The organism is Nonomuraea sp. B5E05, assembly GCF_039880665.1.
Lineage (GTDB): Bacteria > Actinomycetota > Actinomycetes > Streptosporangiales > Streptosporangiaceae > Nonomuraea.
In genome coordinates this window covers 40,689-57,382 of record NZ_JBDPMJ010000023.1, presented here as the reverse complement: position 1 = coordinate 57,382, position 16,694 = coordinate 40,689, and the positions used below count along the sequence as shown (strand labels likewise).

The 16,694-nt window shown below is 70.3% G+C and carries 18 protein-coding genes; 8 read left to right on the top strand and 10 right to left on the bottom strand.

Going from position 1 to position 16,694, the window contains the following annotated elements; genetic code table 11:
• Positions 1 to 48: 48 nt before the first annotated feature.
• From ABGB01_RS33840 to ABGB01_RS33825, 4 genes are all read right to left on the bottom strand, one after another.
• A complete protein-coding gene (locus tag ABGB01_RS33840; protein WP_347777649.1) occupies positions 49 to 1,755 on the bottom strand; it encodes a BCCT family transporter in 1,707 nt (568 codons plus the stop codon).
• Positions 1,756 to 2,010: 255 nt separating this feature from the next.
• Positions 2,011 to 2,478, bottom strand: a complete 468-nt coding sequence (locus ABGB01_RS33835; RefSeq protein ID WP_347777648.1) for a GNAT family N-acetyltransferase — start codon at positions 2,476 to 2,478, stop codon at positions 2,011 to 2,013.
• A gap of 8 nt (positions 2,479 to 2,486) precedes the next feature.
• Complete coding sequence (locus ABGB01_RS33830; RefSeq protein ID WP_347777647.1) at positions 2,487 to 2,906, bottom strand: hypothetical protein; 420 nt, start codon at positions 2,904 to 2,906, stop codon at positions 2,487 to 2,489.
• 118 nt (positions 2,907 to 3,024) lie between these two features.
• Complete coding sequence (locus tag ABGB01_RS33825; protein ID WP_347777646.1) at positions 3,025 to 4,596, bottom strand: alpha/beta fold hydrolase; 1,572 nt, start codon at positions 4,594 to 4,596, stop codon at positions 3,025 to 3,027.
• A 110-nt stretch (positions 4,597 to 4,706) separates the two neighbouring features.
• Between ABGB01_RS33825 and ABGB01_RS33820 the strand changes: the two genes are divergently transcribed.
• A complete protein-coding gene (locus ABGB01_RS33820) occupies positions 4,707 to 4,994 on the top strand; it encodes an MOSC domain-containing protein (protein WP_347777645.1) in 288 nt (95 codons plus the stop codon).
• A gap of 12 nt (positions 4,995 to 5,006) precedes the next feature.
• Here ABGB01_RS33820 and ABGB01_RS33815 read toward each other — a convergent pair whose 3' ends face one another.
• A complete protein-coding gene (locus ABGB01_RS33815; protein ID WP_347777644.1) occupies positions 5,007 to 5,564 on the bottom strand; it encodes a YceI family protein in 558 nt (185 codons plus the stop codon).
• Between the two features lie 203 nt (positions 5,565 to 5,767).
• Here ABGB01_RS33815 and ABGB01_RS33810 point away from each other — a divergent pair, with 203 nt between their 5' ends.
• Both ABGB01_RS33810 and ABGB01_RS33805 read left to right on the top strand, forming a co-directional pair.
• Entirely contained in the window at positions 5,768 to 6,631 is an 864-nt protein-coding gene (locus tag ABGB01_RS33810; protein WP_347777643.1) for an alpha/beta hydrolase, read from the top strand.
• Between the two features lie 100 nt (positions 6,632 to 6,731).
• Complete coding sequence (locus ABGB01_RS33805) at positions 6,732 to 8,069, top strand: protein kinase (RefSeq protein WP_347777642.1); 1,338 nt, start codon at positions 6,732 to 6,734, stop codon at positions 8,067 to 8,069.
• Positions 8,070 to 8,104: 35 nt separating this feature from the next.
• Here ABGB01_RS33805 and ABGB01_RS33800 read toward each other — a convergent pair whose 3' ends face one another.
• A complete protein-coding gene (locus ABGB01_RS33800; protein ID WP_347777744.1) occupies positions 8,105 to 8,947 on the bottom strand; it encodes a zinc-binding dehydrogenase in 843 nt (280 codons plus the stop codon).
• Between the two features lie 287 nt (positions 8,948 to 9,234).
• On the opposite strand from ABGB01_RS33800, the gene ABGB01_RS33795 reads away from it, so the two are divergent.
• Positions 9,235 to 9,729 carry a DoxX family protein gene (locus ABGB01_RS33795; RefSeq protein ID WP_347777641.1) on the top strand — a complete coding sequence of 165 codons (495 nt, stop codon included), beginning with the start codon at positions 9,235 to 9,237 and terminating at the stop codon, positions 9,727 to 9,729.
• 81 nt (positions 9,730 to 9,810) lie between these two features.
• Here the strand turns inward: ABGB01_RS33795 and ABGB01_RS33790 are convergent, their stop codons facing one another.
• On the bottom strand, positions 9,811 to 10,245 hold the full coding sequence (locus ABGB01_RS33790) for a CBS domain-containing protein (protein WP_347777640.1): 435 nt from the start codon (positions 10,243 to 10,245) through the stop codon (positions 9,811 to 9,813).
• A gap of 173 nt (positions 10,246 to 10,418) precedes the next feature.
• On the opposite strand from ABGB01_RS33790, the gene ABGB01_RS33785 reads away from it, so the two are divergent.
• The gene (locus tag ABGB01_RS33785) at positions 10,419 to 11,570 is read left to right on the top strand and encodes a DUF418 domain-containing protein (protein ID WP_347777639.1); all 1,152 of its coding nucleotides are present in this window, start codon (positions 10,419 to 10,421) and stop codon (positions 11,568 to 11,570) included.
• On the opposite strand, the gene ABGB01_RS33780 is transcribed toward ABGB01_RS33785, so the two are convergent.
• From ABGB01_RS33780 to ABGB01_RS33770, 3 genes are all read right to left on the bottom strand, one after another.
• Entirely contained in the window at positions 11,551 to 12,801 is a 1,251-nt protein-coding gene (locus tag ABGB01_RS33780) for a serine hydrolase domain-containing protein (protein ID WP_347777743.1), read from the bottom strand. The genes ABGB01_RS33785 and ABGB01_RS33780 overlap by 20 nt on opposite strands.
• Before the next feature lie 163 nt (positions 12,802 to 12,964).
• A complete protein-coding gene (locus tag ABGB01_RS33775) occupies positions 12,965 to 13,396 on the bottom strand; it encodes a hypothetical protein (RefSeq protein WP_347777638.1) in 432 nt (143 codons plus the stop codon).
• A gap of 48 nt (positions 13,397 to 13,444) precedes the next feature.
• On the bottom strand, positions 13,445 to 14,098 hold the full coding sequence (locus ABGB01_RS33770) for a 4a-hydroxytetrahydrobiopterin dehydratase (RefSeq protein WP_347777637.1): 654 nt from the start codon (positions 14,096 to 14,098) through the stop codon (positions 13,445 to 13,447).
• 252 nt (positions 14,099 to 14,350) lie between these two features.
• Here ABGB01_RS33770 and ABGB01_RS33765 point away from each other — a divergent pair, with 252 nt between their 5' ends.
• The 3 genes from ABGB01_RS33765 (at position 14,351) to ABGB01_RS33755 (ending at position 16,556) form a co-directional block, all read left to right on the top strand.
• Positions 14,351 to 15,508 (top strand): DUF418 domain-containing protein, encoded by a 1,158-nt coding sequence (locus ABGB01_RS33765; protein WP_347777742.1) that lies wholly within the window; start codon positions 14,351 to 14,353, stop codon positions 15,506 to 15,508.
• A gap of 17 nt (positions 15,509 to 15,525) precedes the next feature.
• Positions 15,526 to 16,032 carry a hypothetical protein gene (locus ABGB01_RS33760; RefSeq protein ID WP_347777636.1) on the top strand — a complete coding sequence of 169 codons (507 nt, stop codon included), beginning with the start codon at positions 15,526 to 15,528 and terminating at the stop codon, positions 16,030 to 16,032.
• A 134-nt stretch (positions 16,033 to 16,166) separates the two neighbouring features.
• A complete protein-coding gene (locus ABGB01_RS33755; protein WP_347777635.1) occupies positions 16,167 to 16,556 on the top strand; it encodes a hypothetical protein in 390 nt (129 codons plus the stop codon).
• The last annotated feature ends 138 nt before the right edge of the window (positions 16,557 to 16,694 follow it).

Here is a 16,694-nt window from a genome sequence, read left to right as displayed (position 1 = left end):
AACGACGCCCCCCGGTCGCCACCGGGAGGCGTCGTTTCTTCGGTGGACCTACTTCTCGCTCGGCGTGCCGCCGGCGGCCTTGGCGTCCTCGGCGCCCTCGGCGTCGTCGCCGTTGGCACTGACGATCGCGAGCTCGAACTCGCCGTCGTAGAGCTCGTGGCCGGTGATGACGGCCGACTCCACGGCCTCCTCGCCGCGCTGCCCGCGCAGGATCAGCGGGTCGTGCCGCAGGTCACGCGTGAGCGCCACGCACATGAGCGCCATCACCACCATGAACGGCACCGCGGCCAGAATGGTCAGGTTTTTCAGTCCGGTGAGCGCCGCGTCGCCGCCGCCCCCGAGCAGCAGCATGATGGCCGCGACCGCGCCGGTCAGCACGCCCCAGACGATCACGACGGCCCGGCTGGGCTCCATGGTCCCGCGCTGCGAGAGCGTGCCCATGACGATCGAGGCGGCGTCCGCCCCGGAGACGAAGAAGATGCCGACCAGGATCATCACGAGCAGGGTCGTGGCGCCCGCGAGGGGATATTCGTTGAGCAGCGCGAACAACTGACCCTCCGCGGTGGCCTCGCTGGTCAGCCCCGCGCCTCCGGCCTCCTGGCTCATCGCCGTGCCGCCGAAGACCGCGAACCAGACCAGGCTGACCACGCTGGGCACCAGGATCACGCCGCCGACGAACTGGCGGATGGTGCGGCCCCGGCTGATGCGGGCGATGAACAGGCCGACGAAGGGCGTCCAGGAGATCCACCACGCCCAGTAGAACACCGACCAGCCCGACAGCCAGGCGGCGACCCCTTCACCGCCGCTGGCCTCGGTGCGGGCCGCCATCTGGGCCAGGTCACCGACGAACGAGCCGAGTGAGGTGGGGATGAGGTTGAGGATCAGCACGGTCGGGCCGACCAGGAAGAGGAACAGGACCAGCACCAGCGCCAGCACCATGTTGGTGTTGGACAGCCACTGGATGCCCTTCTCCACGCCGGAGACCGCCGACAACACGAACGCCGCCGTCAGCACCGCGATGACCACGATGAGCAGGCCTTCGCCGACCTCCGTCATCCAGCCGACCTCCTTGACCCCGCTGCCGATCTGCAGCGCGCCGAGGCCGAGCGAGGCGGCCGAGCCGAACAGGGTAGCGAAGATGGCCAGGATGTCGATGACCTTGCCCACGGCTCCGTTGGCGTGCCGCTCGCCGATCAGCGGGGTGAACACCGCGCTGATCGTCTGCCGCCGGCCGCGGCGATAGCACCCGTAGGCGATGGCCAGGCCGACCACGGCGTAGATCGACCAGGGATGCAGCGTCCAGTGGAAGAGCGTGGTGGCCAGCGAGGTCTCCATGCGCGTGGCCGGGGCCGCGGTGGCCTCGACCGTGCCGGGAGGGGGCTCGGCGAAGTGCGTGAGAGGCTCGGCCACCCCATAGAACATCAACCCGATGCCCATGCCCGCGCTGAACATCATCGCGATCCAGGACACCGTCCTGAACTCGGGCTCCTCGCCCTCCTGACCCAGTGTGATCTTGCCGTACTTGCTGAACGCCAGCCAGAGCACGAACACCACGAAGCCCGAGGCGGCGAGCACGAATGCCCAGCCGAGGTTGTGCATCGTCCAGTCGAGCATGGAGGTCGACACGCCCTCCAGCGTGTCGGTGGCGATCGCTCCCCAGATGACGAAGGCAAGGGCCAGCGCAGCGGCCACCCCGAACACCACCCAGTCCGTACGGGGTGGAAGGGCGGCTTTGACTCCTCCCGATGTATCCATGATTTTTCCGGTGTCCTGTGGTTGCTGTTCCACGAGTTCCTCTCGGCCTTCTCTCGTGTACGCGTCCGTGTTCGAGCACGCGTCCGTCTCGGATGCGTACGGACTGCTTACACGACGTTACCGAATGATCTTCGAACGACCAAAAAAACTATTACAATCGGTCAAACGCCGTAAACCTTTGTTCATGATCAAGCGTCCTCTGATATCACGGTGATCTACGCCCGTGACTCCTTCGTTAGGGACGTCCTGGCGCGCTCAGCGTTCCCAGCGGATCTCTCCGTCGTGCCACCGTCCGGTCGATCGCAGACCCGCGGACGTGGCGACGGCGGCCGAGGCCGCGTGGCCGGGATGGATGTGCGCGACAATCGTGCCTGTCCCCTGCCCCACCAGCCGGTCAACCAACGCCTTCGCCGCCTCCTTGGCCAGGCCGCGCCCCTGCCACGGCGTGCCGATCACCCAGGCGATCTCGGCGGTCCGGCCCTCGACCGTGGCCTGCACGTAGCCGGTGAGGCACTCGTCCTCCCGCGACCACACCACCCAGTTGCGCCAGCCCGGCGGCCCGGCCGCCAGCCGCTCGTAGCGGGCGCGCAACTCCTGCGCGGTGAGCGGGACGCCGCCGGTGAAGGCGTGCAGCGCCGGGTCGGACAGCACGGCGGCCATCTCGTCGGCGTGCTCGACGCGCAGCGGCCGCAGCACGAGGCGCGGCGTCTCGATGGTCTCCACGCGCCACCTCACCCACGGCCATCGTCGTCGTGGGCGTGCGACAGGATGACGGCCTCCACCAGCAGTGTCATCTGGTTCTCCGTATGACAGTCGGCCTGGTGGACGGCGAGCTCCGCGCCGCAGGCCGCGCAGACGAGGTTGGGGCCCGTGATCCCGCTGACCCCGCAGCAGCCGGTGAGCCGGCAGATGTCCGGATGCGGCCGCATGCCGACGGCGTCGTCGGGATGGATGACCAGGCCGGGAGGCTCACCCGAGAACTCGTAGGGGTGGTGGTTGGCCGCGTACGTCCCGCGCGGCATCCGCGGCTGCTTGATCCTTTCGTACCACACGGTCGCGTCGACCGGCTGCTCCTTGTACGGGGGAAGCGGGATCTTCCGCACGGACAGGGTGATCGGGTTACGGCAGGCGAAGCAGAGGAAACACGCCACACCGCGACGATACGCCGCCGCCCGGTGTCGGTGCGGCGGCAGAACACAGAGAGGGCGGCATCCGGGGATGCCGCCCTCAAGAGGGCCCGCGCCGTTCAGCTCGGCGCGGGCCGGCGCTTCAGCGGTGGGCGGCCGCGGACGCGACCGGGCTGCCCCACTTGAGCCCGTCCGTCGGCCACACCTCCTTCTTCAACATCCTGAGCGTCGGGTCGGTGCCGCCGACCTCGCAGCGGGCGCCCTTCTTCGGCATCTTCAACGAGATCAGGTACTCGTCGAAGGGCACGGTGCTGCACCGGTCCTTGCCGTAGATGCGGTGGCCCCAGCCCTCGTAGGTGAGGAGCGTGGCCTTGGAGCCGAACTGGCGGGCCACGTTGGCGGACCAGATCCACGGGGTGGAGGGGTCGTGGATCGAGTTGCCCAGCAGGATCGGGGCGTCACCCGTGTACCGCAGCCGGTGTTGCGGGTTGTTGGTGGGGTGGCCCAGGCAGACGGGCAGGTCCTCGACCGGCATCGGGTTGAGGCGCATGTCGGGGGCGATGCGGGAGGAGATCTTCATCAGCGCGGCGTACTCGCGGTAGTTGCGCACCGGCAGCTTGTAGTCCTCGCAGAGGATCGTGGTGTTCAGCTCGACGGTCTCCCCCGACACCGGCTGCCGCCCGGGCAGCGGCGGCACCTCGTCCGGCAGCGGGCCGCCGTCCAGGGCGTTGAGCATCTGGCTGAGCAGCTGCCAGGCGGGGCCCTCCGTGCCGAGCACGCCCTGCCAGAGGACCTGGATCTCGGTCATCGGACGGTCCTTGACGCCCGGGTAGTAGAGCTTGCCGTCACGCGCCTTCTTCAGCAGTCGCTCCCACACCTCACGGACGTCCTTGCCGTGCAGGGCGCACGCGGTCTCCTGCTCGCACCAGCCGACGAACTGGTCGAACGCGTCCTCCACGGCGGCGGCCTCGGTGGTCAGGAACGCCGCGACGCCGAGGCTGTGGTCCATGTTGCTGTCGAGCGCCATGGTCCTGATGTTGTCCGGGAACAGCTCGGCGTACATCTGGCCGATCAGGGTGCCGTACGAGATGCCGTAGAAGTTGAGCTTGCCCTCGCCGAGGGCGGCGCGGATGGCTTCGACGTCACGGGCCACGCTGACCGAGTCGACGTGGTCGTAGAGGGGGCCGGTGCGCTGCCGGCAGTCCTCGCGCAGCTCCTTGGCGAACGCCTTCCACTTGTCGAAGTCGGCCTGGCTCTTCATGACGGCGTAGGGGAACTTGTTGTACACCGACGCCGAGCAGGTCACCGGATGGCTGCGGCCCACGCCCCGGGGGTCGAAACCGACGATGTCGAAGTGCTTGCGCAGGTCTTCGGTGTACGAGCCGGGGGCGGCGTAGACGGCCTCCACGCCGGATCCGCCGGGGCCACCGGGGTTGATCACGAGGGATCCGACGCGGGCCTCCGGGTCGAGGGCCTTGCGGCGGGCGAGGGAGATTTCGACCTTGGGGCCGTTCGGCTCGGCCCAGTCGATCGGCACGGCGAGCTTGCCGCACTCGGCTTCCGGCTCCTCCTCGCAGGGCGCCCAGGTGATGCCGCTCTTGACGGCGGCCCCCGTGGCCCCGTCCACGGCGGCCGCCGCCCCGGCCGTCGAAAGAGGTAAAAGCGCCGCCAGCACTGTGAATGCGGCGGCGAGCAGGGAAGATCGTCTTCGCACGTTGCTCCAATCGTCACTCGATCAGCCGGCCGCTCGCGCGGCGCACGGCCAGGCCTGATCATCCCGGCTCGCAGCGGCGCGTGTGGCAAAGCTGAGAAATTTTGCGCAAAGTGCGCTTTTCTCGGCTGGCGCAGGACCCCACCCAGCCCCACCTGCGCCAGGTGCACCTCATCCACGAGGAGCTGTTCGCAGAGCTGGGCGAGGCCGGCTACACGGTCAGGCCGGGCGAGCTCGGCGAGAACGTCACCACCAGCGGCATCGACCTGCTCGGCCTGCCGGCCGGCACGCTGCTGCACGTCGGCGAGCAGGCCGTCGTGGAGGTCACCGGGCTGCGCAACCCCCGCGTGCAGGAGGTGGAGCTCCCGGCCGAGCCCCATCGCCCGCTCGGCCGCGTCTGAGCCCGGCCCGCCTCAGACCTCCTTCGGCACGAGGCCGACGTCGAAGCGCACCTCGACCTCGTCGCTGAGCTTGAGCGCGCCGAACAACGCCGAATAGGGCCGGATGCCCCACTGAGACTGCACGATGACCGCCGAGCCGCGCACCCGGCCCCCGGCCAGCGAGCCGCGCAGCTCGGCCGGCCGCGTGACACCGACGAGGGTGAGCTCGCCCTCGACGCGGAACTCCTCCGCGCTCCCCTCGACCCGGGTCGACCGGAACGTGATCGTCGGGTGGCGCCGGGTGTGCAGGACCTTCTCGCCCATGATCTTCCCGATCTCCCGGCGATCCGACTCCGTGAGCGGCTTGACGCCGCCCGTCCCTTGCCTGACGACGAGCGAATCCGCGTCGACCTCGACGGTCACCGAGGAACCGGCCGGGTCTGCGGGATCGGCAGCGGCCTCTCCGTGCCAGCGAGTGACCTCGATCGTGAGGTCATGTCCGGCCTTGGCGCCCAGCCCGGTGCGGGTCGTGTGCACCAGCAGCTGCCCCGACTCGGGCCCCAGCCCATAGCCACCAGCGGAAACGTCCATAGTGCCAGGTTAGCCCGGCGTCGTACGCCCGCCGCGGCCCGGCGTGCCGCGCCTCGCACGCCCCGGCGGCTGGACAAGGAGCGGCTGACGTGATCTGACAGAGAAGGAGTGCCATCGATCACGGACAGAAGCTTCCGCGGGCGCCGATGAGTTCTGCCGCCGCCGCGGGTCTTCATCACCGAAGTCGGAGAAAGGACGTACTCATGGCCCACACCCTTGAGGTGCCCGGCGGCACTCTGCACTACGACGTACGAGAGGGCGAGCCGAGCAGCGCGCCGATGTTGCTGATGATCGGATCACCGATGGACGCCAGCGGCTTCACCGGCCTGGCCGCCCGTTTCCGTGACCGTACGGTGGTCACCTACGACCCGCGCGGGATCGGCCGCAGCACCCGCACCGGCGGCGGCGAGTCGACGCCCGACCAGCACGCCGACGACCTGCACCGGCTGATCGACGCGCTCGGCGGCGGACCGGTGGACATCTTCGCCAGCAGCGGCGGCGCCGTCAACGGGCTGGCGCTGGTGGCCGGGCACCCGGAACAGGTGCGTACGCTCGTCGCGCACGAACCCCCGGCCGCCCAGGTCCTGCCGGACAGGAAACAGGCGCTGGCCGCCGTGGCCGACATCCGCCGCACCTACGACCGGCACGGGTTCGGAGCGGCGATGGCGAAGTTCATCGCGGTCACGGGCCTGCGCGGCGAGATCCCCGCCGACTTCGCCGACCGGCCCGTGCAGAGCCCCGCCGAGCTCGGGCTGCCGTCGGAGGACGACGGTTCCCGGGACGACGTGATGTTCGCACAGAACCTCATGACCTGTACGCACTACGAGCATGACTTCGAGGCGCTCCGCGCCGCCTCGACCCGCGTGGTCGTCGGCGTCGGAGCGGAGTCCGAGGGCGAGATGGCCCACCGTGCGGGCGTGGCCGTCGCCGCACGCCTCGGCACGGAGCCGGTCGTCTTCCCCAGCCACCACGCCGGGTTCCTCGACGGCGAGTTCGGCATGAAAGGCGACCCGGAGGCCTTCGCCGCGACGCTGCGCCAGGTCCTCTCATCCACACACCCCAGGTGATGGCCGCCACACATCACTTCGTCCGCGAGATCGTAACGGATGCGCAACAGTGTGTGACGAGACCGTGGCGCGCGGATCTTGATCGGGTAGTTCTGCCGACATGTCGGTTTCGCCCTACGAAGGATGGTTGCTGGCCGGGCGATACCGGCTGCTGGCCGAGCTGGGCCGAGGTGGCATGGGCACGGTCTGGCGCGGCCACGACGAGCTCCTTGACCGCCAGGTCGCGGTCAAGGAGCTCAGCCTGCCCCACCGGCCAGGACCCGAGCGGGAGGTGCTGCTCGGGCGCACCATGCGCGAGGCCCGCCTGTCCGCCCGGCTGAGCCATCCGAACATCGCCGTCGTGTACGACGTGGTGGAGGCCGACGAGCGGCCGTGGATCGTCCTGCAGTACGTGCCCTCCCGCAGCCTGGACGACGTGGTCAGGGAACGGGGACCGCTGCCCGCCACCACCGTGGCGCGCGTGGGGCTGGAACTGCTGGACGCGCTGCGCGCCGCGCACGCGAAAGGCATCGTGCACCGCGACGTCAAGCCCGCGAACGTGCTGATGTCCGACGACGGCCACGCCGTGCTGACCGACTTCGGGCTGGCCACCACGCTGGACGACCAGGCACACCTCACGCGGGAGGGCATCGTGCTCGGCACGCCCGCCTACATCGCCCCCGAGCGGGCGCGCGGCGGGCCCTCCACCCCGCAGGCCGATCTGTGGTCGCTGGGCGCCACCTTGTACGAGGCCGTCGAGGGCCGCTCCCCCTTCGGCGACAGCGGCGCGCTGGCCACCCTGAGCGCGGTGCTCACCAGCAGCCCCGCCCCGTTGCGGCAGGCCGGGCCGCTCACCCCGGTCATCACCGGCCTGCTGGACAAGGACCCAGGGCGCCGCATCGGGGCCGCCGAAGCCCACCGGGAACTGCTCCGGGTGGCGGAGCCGGAGCAGCCGGCCCACGACGAGGCCGCTGCGAGCCGGGCCGAGCCCGCATCCCTCGTCCCTGCCAACGGCGCCCTCTTCCCCATCCCGGCCCTGGGCTCCCGCCCGCGGGCGGCCGCGCCCGGGCGGTGGCGGCAGGCGGCCGCCGTGACCACCCTGATCGTCGCGGTGCTCGCCACGACCTCCTGGCCCGATGGAGAGGGCGCCGGCCCTCGCCACGAGACGCCACGCGCCGAACCCGTCACGCACCCGGCGCCGCAGCCCAGCAGCGCGCTGCACGCCTACCGCGCGTCAGCCGACAGGCCGCCCGAAGACGACCCCTCCAGAACCGCACGACCACCCGACGCCCAGTCCCGAACCGCCCAACCACGCGGCAACCCGTCCCGGGCCGCGCAGTCGCGCTCCACCGGCGCGTGGCGCTCGGGGCGCCTGCCGCCGGGGCTGGCCAAGAAGGGCGGAAAAGCCAAAGGGGCCACGTACGGGAACCCCGGCAAGGGCTGGGGACGCGACAGCTGAGCGAATGACCGGCGTCCCGCCGCGTACCCGGTCAGTCAGCCCTTGGCGGGCACGAGGATGCCGCGGCCCTGGAGGCGCCCGCCGTCCAGGTCGTCCATGGCGTCGTTGACGGCCTCCAGCGGGTACGTCCTCGTGCGCAGGCTGACCTTGCCCTGGGCGGCCAGGGCCATGAGCTCGTCCAGGTCGTTGTAGGAGCCGACCAGGTTGCCGATCACGTTGATCTCGCTGGAGATGATGTCGATCGTGGGGATCTCGACCCGCCCGCCGTAACCGATCACGAAGTACGATCCCGCGCGGCGCAACATCGCCACGCCCTCGGCCTCGGTGCCTCCTTCGCCGACGAAGTCCAGCACCACGTGGGCGCCCTGCCCGCCGGTGAGGTCGGCGACCGCCTCGACCTGGCGGCCGTCGGCCTGGACGGTGTGGGCCGCGCCGAGCCCCCGGACGAGTTCGAGCGCGGCCGGTGACCGGTCGACGACGATGATCTCGGCGGGCGTCATGGCGGCCAGGCACTGGACGCCGATGTGGCCCAGCCCCCCGGCGCCGCTGACCACGACCCGCGAGCCCGGGTAGAGGAGCGGTACGGCCTTGCGTACCGCGTGGTAGGCGGTCAGGCCCGCGTCGGCCAGCGCCGCGACGTCCGCCGGCTGCAGCGAGGGATCCAGCTTGACCACGGAGCGGGCGCTGGTGAGCAGCAGGTCGGCCATGCCGCCGTCGGTGTCGATGCCGGGGAACTTCGAGGCCGAGCAGTGCACGTCGTCGCCGGCGCGGCACGCCCGGCACAGTCCGCACGTGACGAGGGGGTGCAGGATGACCGCGTCGCCGGGCCGGACGCCGGTCGGCGTACCGCTCGCATCGCCACTCCCTGTCCGACAGATGGGTCGTAGCTCGATCCTTGGTGCGTTCGCCGCGAACGGTCAACGCCCTGTGGTCCATGAAGGGGTAATCCCTGTTCCTGGTAGATGCGGTACTTCTTGCGCGGTTGTCGAACGTGCCCGCCCGGTACGACGCCGCCGCCGGCTACCCCGTGAGGCGAAGACGGGCCGGCGCCGGCGTACGCGGGACGGCGTAGCCAGGTCGCCGCTCGCCGGCGGATTCCTCGGACGGCGGATCCGGCGACGCTTGGTCGTGTCAGCAGGAGACGACGGAAGAGAGAAGCAAGCAGATGACCGCCACGTACACGAAGATGCTCGCCACGACGACCGAGTGGCTCGCCCGCCACAGCATCGACGCCCTGCGGATCAGCGTCGGCCTGGTCTTCCTGGGGTTCGGGTTCCTGAAGTTCTTCCCGGGCGTCAGCCCCGCGGAAGATCTCGCGGTGGGCACACTGGAACAGCTGACGTTCGGCGTGGTGTCGGGCGGCGTCGCGCTCGCCGTCGTCGCCGCCACCGAGTGCTTCATCGGGCTGACCATGATCACCGGGAGGTTTCTCAAGGCCGGTCTGCTCGTGATGGCCGGGGCGCTGGTGGGGTTCATGTCGCCGCTGGTGCTGTTCTTCACCGACATGTTCCCCGGTGGCCCGCCCACCCTGGAGGCCCAGTACATCCTGAAGGACATCGTGCTGGTCACCGCCGCCATGGTGATCGCGGCCAGGGCGCTGGGCGCGCGGCTCGTCCCGGCCCGCGAGCGGACGGCTTCGGACGTCAAGCTGGCCGCCTGACCCGGACTTCCGGCCCGACGGCGAAGCCCCGTGGAGCAGGACGCTCCGCGGGGCTTCACCGTGCCTGATCGTGCTTCCCGGTCAGGAATGCGCGTAGATGCGGTGCACGAACTCGGCAAGCTTGCTGTCGGGCAGTTCCTTGGCCAGGTCAGCCTCGGTGATCATGCCGATGATCCGGCGGTCGCGGATGACGGGCAGCCGCTTGATCTGGTGCTGCTCCATCTTCTGCAACGCCTCCTCGACGCTGTGGTCGGCCTCCACCCACACCAGGCCCTGGGCCAGCTCGCCCGCCATGGTGGAGTCGAGGTCCTTGCCCTCGGCGCAGCATTTGACCACGATGTCGCGGTCGGTGATGATCCCCTTGAGCCGGTCGTCGTCGCCGCAGATCGGCAGCGCCCCGACCGACAGGTCGCGCATCATGCGCGCGGCGGTGCGCAGGCTGTCGTGCTCGCCGACGCACTCCGCTCCCTGATGCATCACGTCCTGGACCGTCTTCGCGACCCCTGATGTGTCCATTGTCGCCTCCTTCAGCAGGATTGACGGAACATCACGCGCCCCCTACCCATCAGGCGGCGGCTCAGCCCGTGAACCACCGACCGAAGACGTAAGGCCGTACATCCATCGATGTACGGCCGTTCTCGTCAGGCGGGACGATGGCGGCGGGCTGTGGCGGCAGCAGGCTGGAAGGTGTGAAAGGACGCATAGACGCACTGGACGTGCTGCGCGGTGTGGCGATCATGGGCACGCTCGGCACCAACATCTGGATCTTCACCGCTCCGGGCGGCCCCCTGGACATGCTGCAGCTGGGCGGCGGCGGCAGCGCGGTGGAGACCTTCGTGCGCTTCCTGTCCAACGGCAAGTTCCTCGGGCTGCTTACCCTGCTCTTCGGCATCGGCCTGGAACTGCAGTACCGCAGCGCCGTGCGCAAGGGCCTGGCCTGGCCGGGGCGGTATCTGTGGCGCTCGGCGCTCCTGCTGGCCGAGGGCACGCTGCACTACATCCTGATCTTCGAGTTCGACGTGCTGATGGGCTACGCCGTCACCGCGGTGATCGTCGCGTACCTGGTGGGCAGGAGCGAACGCGCGATCACCGGCTGGATGATCGGCATGGGGACGCTGCACGCCGCCCTGGCCGTCCTGGCCACGGTGGCCCTGCAGGCGCCGGCCACGGGCGGCGGCACGAGCCCCGTCTACACCGAGGGAAGCTGGCTCGACCAGGTCGCCCTGCGCCTGCAGTACGCCGCGATCTTCCGCATCGAGCTGATCTTCATCATCCCCATGGGCGTCGTCCTCTTCCTTCTCGGCGCCCGCCTCCAGCGGGCCGGGCTGTTCGAGGATCGCGGCGCCCGGCTGCGCAGGAGGTTGATCGTGGTCGGGCTCGGCGCGGGCGTGCCGCTGAACCTGGCCACCTCCTTCGCCGGCCCCGGCTGGTTCGTGGCCGACCGCTACCTGCTGGCTCCCCTCGTCTCGCTCGGCCTGCTCGGACTGATCACCACCATCGTGCTCGGCCTGCGCGGCGCCCCCGGCGTGGTACGGCGGGGGCTCACGAACGTCGGGCGGACGGCGCTGTCCGGCTACGTGTTCCAGAACCTGCTGGCCGGCGTGCTCTGCTACGGCTGGGGCCTCGGGCTGGCGAGCCGGCTCGACGCGTACCGGCCCTGGTGGGTGCCGGTCATGTGGGCGGCGATCTGCCTGCTCATCATGGTGCTGTCCTCCGTGTGGTTGCGCCGGTTCCGGCGCGGGCCGCTCGAAACGGCCTGGCAGTGGGCCTACCAGGCGCCGTTCAGGAACGCCGGGCAGCCCGCGGACAGCCCGAGCCGCGTCAGAAGTACTTCGGGGTGAGGTCCGTGGTGGGCCAGGTCTTCACGGTGCCGATCGCCTTGCCGAGGATGGGGTCGATCCCGTCGAAGTCCGGGCTGCCCTCCTCCTCCCTGCGGTTGAAGATCGCGCAGTAGCTGACGCCGTGCTGCACGCGCGCGAAGAAACTGAACGTGCCGGGCATGCTGCCGTTGTGCCAGGTGTTCAGCCCTCCGGCGTTGTTCTCGCGCACGCGCCAGCCGAGGCCGTACCAGTCGCCGCCGGGGTTCTCGCCGAGCTCGGGCCTGGCGAAGACGCGCGAGATCGACCTGGAGTTGAGCACGGGCCCCGCGCCGTCGAAGACGAAGCCCCACTTGACCAGGTCGACGGCCGAGGCCAGCCAGCCGCCGTTGGCGTCCTGGTTGGGCATGCTGAAACCGCCGTAGGGGTAGGGCACGGTCTTGCCCGACGGGTCCACGACGCTCTTCCTGGTGTACTTCGACTCGTACGGCACCTCGGTGGAGAACGCCTCGGAGCGGAGGCTGCGGCCGAGCCGCATCCGCTCGATCTCGACGGGGGCGAGCAGCTTCTGCCGCACGTACGTCTCGTAGGGCAGGCCCGAGACCCGCGCGATGACCCGGCCGGCCAGCATGTAGCCGTAGTTGCTGTAGACGTACTTCGAGCCGGGGGCGAAGTCGAGCTTCTTCGCGGTGGTGTACTTGATGATGTCGGCGTGGTCGATCGGCAGCGGCACATCCAGCGACGCCGCGATCGTGGTGTCGTTCCACAGCGGGTCGGTCGTCACGCCCCTGTCCCAGCCGCCGGTGTGCTGCAGCAGCCGCCAGAGGGTGACCTTCGCAAGCCGGGGGTCGGCCTCGGTCGGCAGGTCCAGCAGGTCGGCGATCTTGTCGCCCAGGCTCAGCTTGCCGTCCTGCGCCAGCCGGACGATCGCGGCCGCGGTCAGGCTCTTGCTGAGGCTCGCGATCCGGAAGAGGGACGTCGGCTGCACCTTCGCCGTCGACCCGTCCGCCCTGGTGTAGGAGCCGTAGCCGCGGGCGAGCAGGATCTTGCCCTTCTTGGCGACCGCGAGCTGCGCACAGGAGATGTCCCGCTCCTTGATGTACGCCTTCAGCGCCTTGTCGAACCCGGCCATCGACGCCGGCACGACCCCGGTGGTCGGCGGCTCGGCCGACTCGGCCCCCGCGGGAGCCGCCCCGAGCGCGATCGCCGGCACGGCGCCCGCACCCGCCTGGAGGAGCCGCCGCCGGCTGAGCATCGTCACATTTCCCCCTGCTGTCACATTCCTCGCAATCGGCCTCTTTACTACCACAGAGCAAGGTGTCAAGGGCGCGCCGCGGCCACGCCAGGAACGCTACGGCGGAGGACCGGCCGAGATCATCACGCTGGAGTGGACAACCGGGGGTAGCTCGCTCGGGGGATCAGGGCGCCGTTTCGTGGCCCGGCCGGCCAAGGGTACGGCGGCGCTGCTTCAGCTCCGCCTCGTACAGGTGGCGGCGGCCTGCGGCCAGGTCCTCGCGGATCTCCCGTTCGAGGTCCTGGAACTCGCGGTAGTAGCCGTCGTCGTACTCCTCCACGAGCTGGAACGTCCACCGGCCGTCGAGGACGTTACGGCCGATCAGCTCGCGCTCGATCCGGTCGGCCCACGCGTCGTGCCCGCCCTGGCGCAGCTGCTCCACCACCCGGTCCAGCGCGAAGTCGGCGCTGCCGGTGAGCTGGTGCATCGCGTACAGATGGCCCCTGGCCCGGTGGATCATCTCCAGGGCCTCGCTGAAGCCGCCCAGCGCCTCGACGGTGACATCGTCCAGTCCCGCCGGGCGGCGGTGGGCGGGGTCGGGCACACGTTCTGTCATGAGGTCACTGCTACCCCACGGCCCTCTCCCCTATCCGGCGAAACGCGGTCAGCCACGCTCCTGCCAGGTGCACAGGCAGACCCGGTTGCCCTCGGGGTCGGCCAGCACCCAGAAGCTCGGCGCCCCCTCGTCGTCCACGAGCGTGCCGCCGGCGGCGAGCGCGGCGTCGATGCGCGGCTGCACCTGCTCGGGATCCACCCACACGTCGAGGTGCCAGCGCTGGCGGGGCTCCTCGCTGCCGGACTTCTGGAACCAGACCGCGGGCAGCGCGTCGTACGGGTCGCGCACCTCGTCGTCGACCCCGGCCTCCGCCTGGTCCTTCATGGCCAGCACGGCGGCCCAGAATGGCAGGATCCGCCCGTGGGACGGGGTGTCGAGGGCGAGCTCCATGCGGGAGACGCTCCCGCTCTCCAGCTCCACGCCGGTGTCGGCGGCGATCCGGGAGATCGTACGAGCCAGCCGGACGTCGCGCTCGGTGACCCCCCGCTCGTCATGGCTGGTGAGCCGGACGTCGACGTGGGTGTAGCGCAGGTCGAGATCGGGATGGTGGTCCATCTCCTCGGCCGCCGCGCCGATGGCGTCGACGACGGAGAGCCCGGTCGCGAAGTTCCCCGTCCTGATGCGGGTGTGCAGGCCGCCGAGCAGGAGAACCCACCCGTCCAGCGCCTCGCCGGCGATCTGCTGTCCAGTGAGCTTGGTCATGGGTCAATGCTGGCCTACCGCCCGCCCATGAGGAAGACCGGCACGCCCCGGGACCCGCACTCGTGCCACGGTCCGGCCTGGTGCGCATGCCCGAGGAATGGCTCATCAGCCTCGGCGTCAGCGGGTCCTGAGCCGCCCCCGCCGTCAACCGTGTACCTAAGTACACCCCCGGCGTGCCCTCATCCCCATTCCGGCCCCCGACCTGGCTCATTAGCGTCGAAGCCAGTATCCAAGGGGGTTTCAGCCGTGAACATGCCACTCCAGTCCTCGACATCACCGAAGGGTCCGGTCACCCCTGCCGCGCGGGCGCCCGCCCCGGACCTCGCCCGCGGCATCATGTTGCTGGCCATCGCGTACGCGCACGCGCCGCTCTACGTGCAGACCGTCGACCGCGGCCCGTCGCTGCTCAACGACGTCCTCGCCTTCCTGCACCAGTTACTGATCAACAACCACGCGCGGCCGATGTTCGCGTTCCTGTTCGGCTACTCGCTGGTCCAGTTGCTGAACCGGCAGCTGGAGCGCGGCAACGACTGGGTGAGCGTGCGCAAGCTGCTGCGCCGGCGGGGCTGGTGGTTGCTCGTGATCGGGCTCGTGCACGTCCTGGTGCTCGTCCCGCTCGACATCCTCGCTCCGTACGGCATCGCCGCCCTGCTCTGCGTCGGCCTGCTGCGGGCCAAGGACGCGACGCTCCTGTGGGTGTCGGGCATCGTCCTGGTGCCGTCGGCGGCGATGGTCGGGCTCGCCATGTGGTACCCGCTGTCGGAGGGAATCTCGTCGTACGAGGCCGGCAGCATCGCTCCCGGCGCGCTCGGCCCGGTCGAGATGCTGGTGGGCCGGTTCGTGGCCTGGCCGTTCGGGCTGGTCATCGGCGTCATCATGGTGATCCCCGGGGTGCTCGTCGGGATCTGGGCGGCGCGGCGGCGGCTGCTGGAGGAGCCCGTCCGGCACCGTTCGCTGCTGATCCGCGTCTCGGTGGTCACCACGGCGGTGTCGCTGCTCGGCTCCGTTCCCGCGGGGCTCATGCAGGCCGGCTGGTGGGCCGAGCCGTCGAGCACGGCGGTGCTGGCCGCGTCGCTCATCCAGCCGCTCAGCGGCCATTTCGGCGGCATCGGCCTGGCCGCGATCATGGGTCTGGCGGCGATCCCGGTCATCCGGCGGCCGAACGCCCTGGCCACCGCCCTCCAGGCGCTCGGTCAGCGCTCCATGAGCCTGTACCTCTTCCAGTCCGTCGTGTTCGTCGCGCTCTTCTTTCCGTACGGGCTGGACCTGCAGGACGACCTCGGCCTCGCCGGCGCCACGGGAGTGGCCACGGCGACCTGGCTGCTGTCGATCCTCATCGCCGACCTCATGCGCCGTGGCGGGCACCGCGGCCCGGCGGAGATCCTGCTGCGCCGCCTGGCCTACCGGTGACGGGTTAGGGTGACCGGGTGCCTGTCCGATTGATTAGCGCCAATCCCGGTCTCACCCTGTTCGTCGCCGGCGAGCGGGTCGCCTTCGCCTCCCTGTGGCGGGTCGACTGGTCCGAACGCGGCCAAGGACACGCCCTCGTGATGTGGCACGGCGGCACGACCAGGGTCGTCGCGGAGGACCGGGAGCTGGGTGAGTGGCTGGCCGCCGGCTTCACCCGGCATTTCCCCGAGGTGCGCGGCCTGCCGTGGCCCGAGCCCGCGTTCACGCGGGCGCCCGTCCACCTCGAACTCGACCTGGACAAGGGGCTCCGGGCCACGGCGGACGACGTGACGGTCGAGATCCCAGGCCCGCCGCGCGAGCGGCGGGCCGTCCGCGTGCCGGAGTTCGACCTGGGAGGCGTGCCGCACCTGCTCACGAACGTCTTCATGCCGTGCGACACCGGCAGCATGACGATCGGCGGCACGGCGGTGGCGGCCGACTCCGCGACAGCCTTCCTGGCCGACGCCGAGGTGTGGAGCAGCTGACCTCCCGGCCGACGCCGACGCGGCGCGGTACCGTCGCCTGCGGATAGGGTCGAAAGCCGACCTGCGAGCGGAGGGAACCGATCATCAGCAGCGACCACTCCCGCCCGCATGACGGACGATCCCCGCGTCGCCGGGTGACCGAGGCGGCGATCCTGAGCGGTCACGACCAGAGCCTGGCTGACATCGCCCTGTGGACGTGCCCGCACGGGCAACACGCCGGGAACGGCTGCGTCCCCTGCTACCACGCCGCGGGCGAGGCCGACCCGGCGTTGCCGCTGTGGGATGTCGCGGTGTGGTTCACCTCGGTGCGGCCCATCCCGATCAGGGCGCTGCACGACGTGCACCGCCATGACCGCCAGTTCGCGATCGACCAGCCGTCGACGCCGCTGGTCTACCTGCTGAGCGGGCAGGCCAGAGCGGCGCTGGGCGCGGAGGCGGTGGCGGGCGTGGTCGGGTTCCTGGTACAGAACCAGCACATCGTGGACGAGTTCGTCGTGACGGAGATCCGTGCCGTGCACTCATGATGCACATGGACGTGCGATGTGTGGTAGAGTGGAAACAGTTGCAGATGTGTTACCCATAAGACTTGTGCGCACCTGACGATCTTGATCTTCAGGTGCGTTTTTTGTTTCCGGTCATCTCCGGATGGGCTCATTCCAGCG

Coding starts and splice junctions, on each gene's coding strand:
- ABGB01_RS33840 (WP_347777649.1), bottom strand. CDS start 1,755: ATGGATACATCGGGAGGAGTCAAAGCCGCCCTTCCACCCCGTACGGAC.
- ABGB01_RS33815 (WP_347777644.1), bottom strand. CDS start 5,564: ATGGACGTTTCCGCTGGTGGCTATGGGCTGGGGCCCGAGTCGGGGCAG.
- ABGB01_RS33810 (WP_347777643.1), top strand. CDS start 5,768: ATGGCCCACACCCTTGAGGTGCCCGGCGGCACTCTGCACTACGACGTA.
- ABGB01_RS33805 (WP_347777642.1), top strand. CDS start 6,732: ATGTCGGTTTCGCCCTACGAAGGATGGTTGCTGGCCGGGCGATACCGG.
- ABGB01_RS33795 (WP_347777641.1), top strand. CDS start 9,235: ATGACCGCCACGTACACGAAGATGCTCGCCACGACGACCGAGTGGCTC.
- ABGB01_RS33790 (WP_347777640.1), bottom strand. CDS start 10,245: ATGGACACATCAGGGGTCGCGAAGACGGTCCAGGACGTGATGCATCAG.
- ABGB01_RS33780 (WP_347777743.1), bottom strand. CDS start 12,801: ATGCTCAGCCGGCGGCGGCTCCTCCAGGCGGGTGCGGGCGCCGTGCCG.
- ABGB01_RS33775 (WP_347777638.1), bottom strand. CDS start 13,396: ATGACAGAACGTGTGCCCGACCCCGCCCACCGCCGCCCGGCGGGACTG.
- ABGB01_RS33770 (WP_347777637.1), bottom strand. CDS start 14,098: ATGACCAAGCTCACTGGACAGCAGATCGCCGGCGAGGCGCTGGACGGG.
- ABGB01_RS33765 (WP_347777742.1), top strand. CDS start 14,351: ATGCCACTCCAGTCCTCGACATCACCGAAGGGTCCGGTCACCCCTGCC.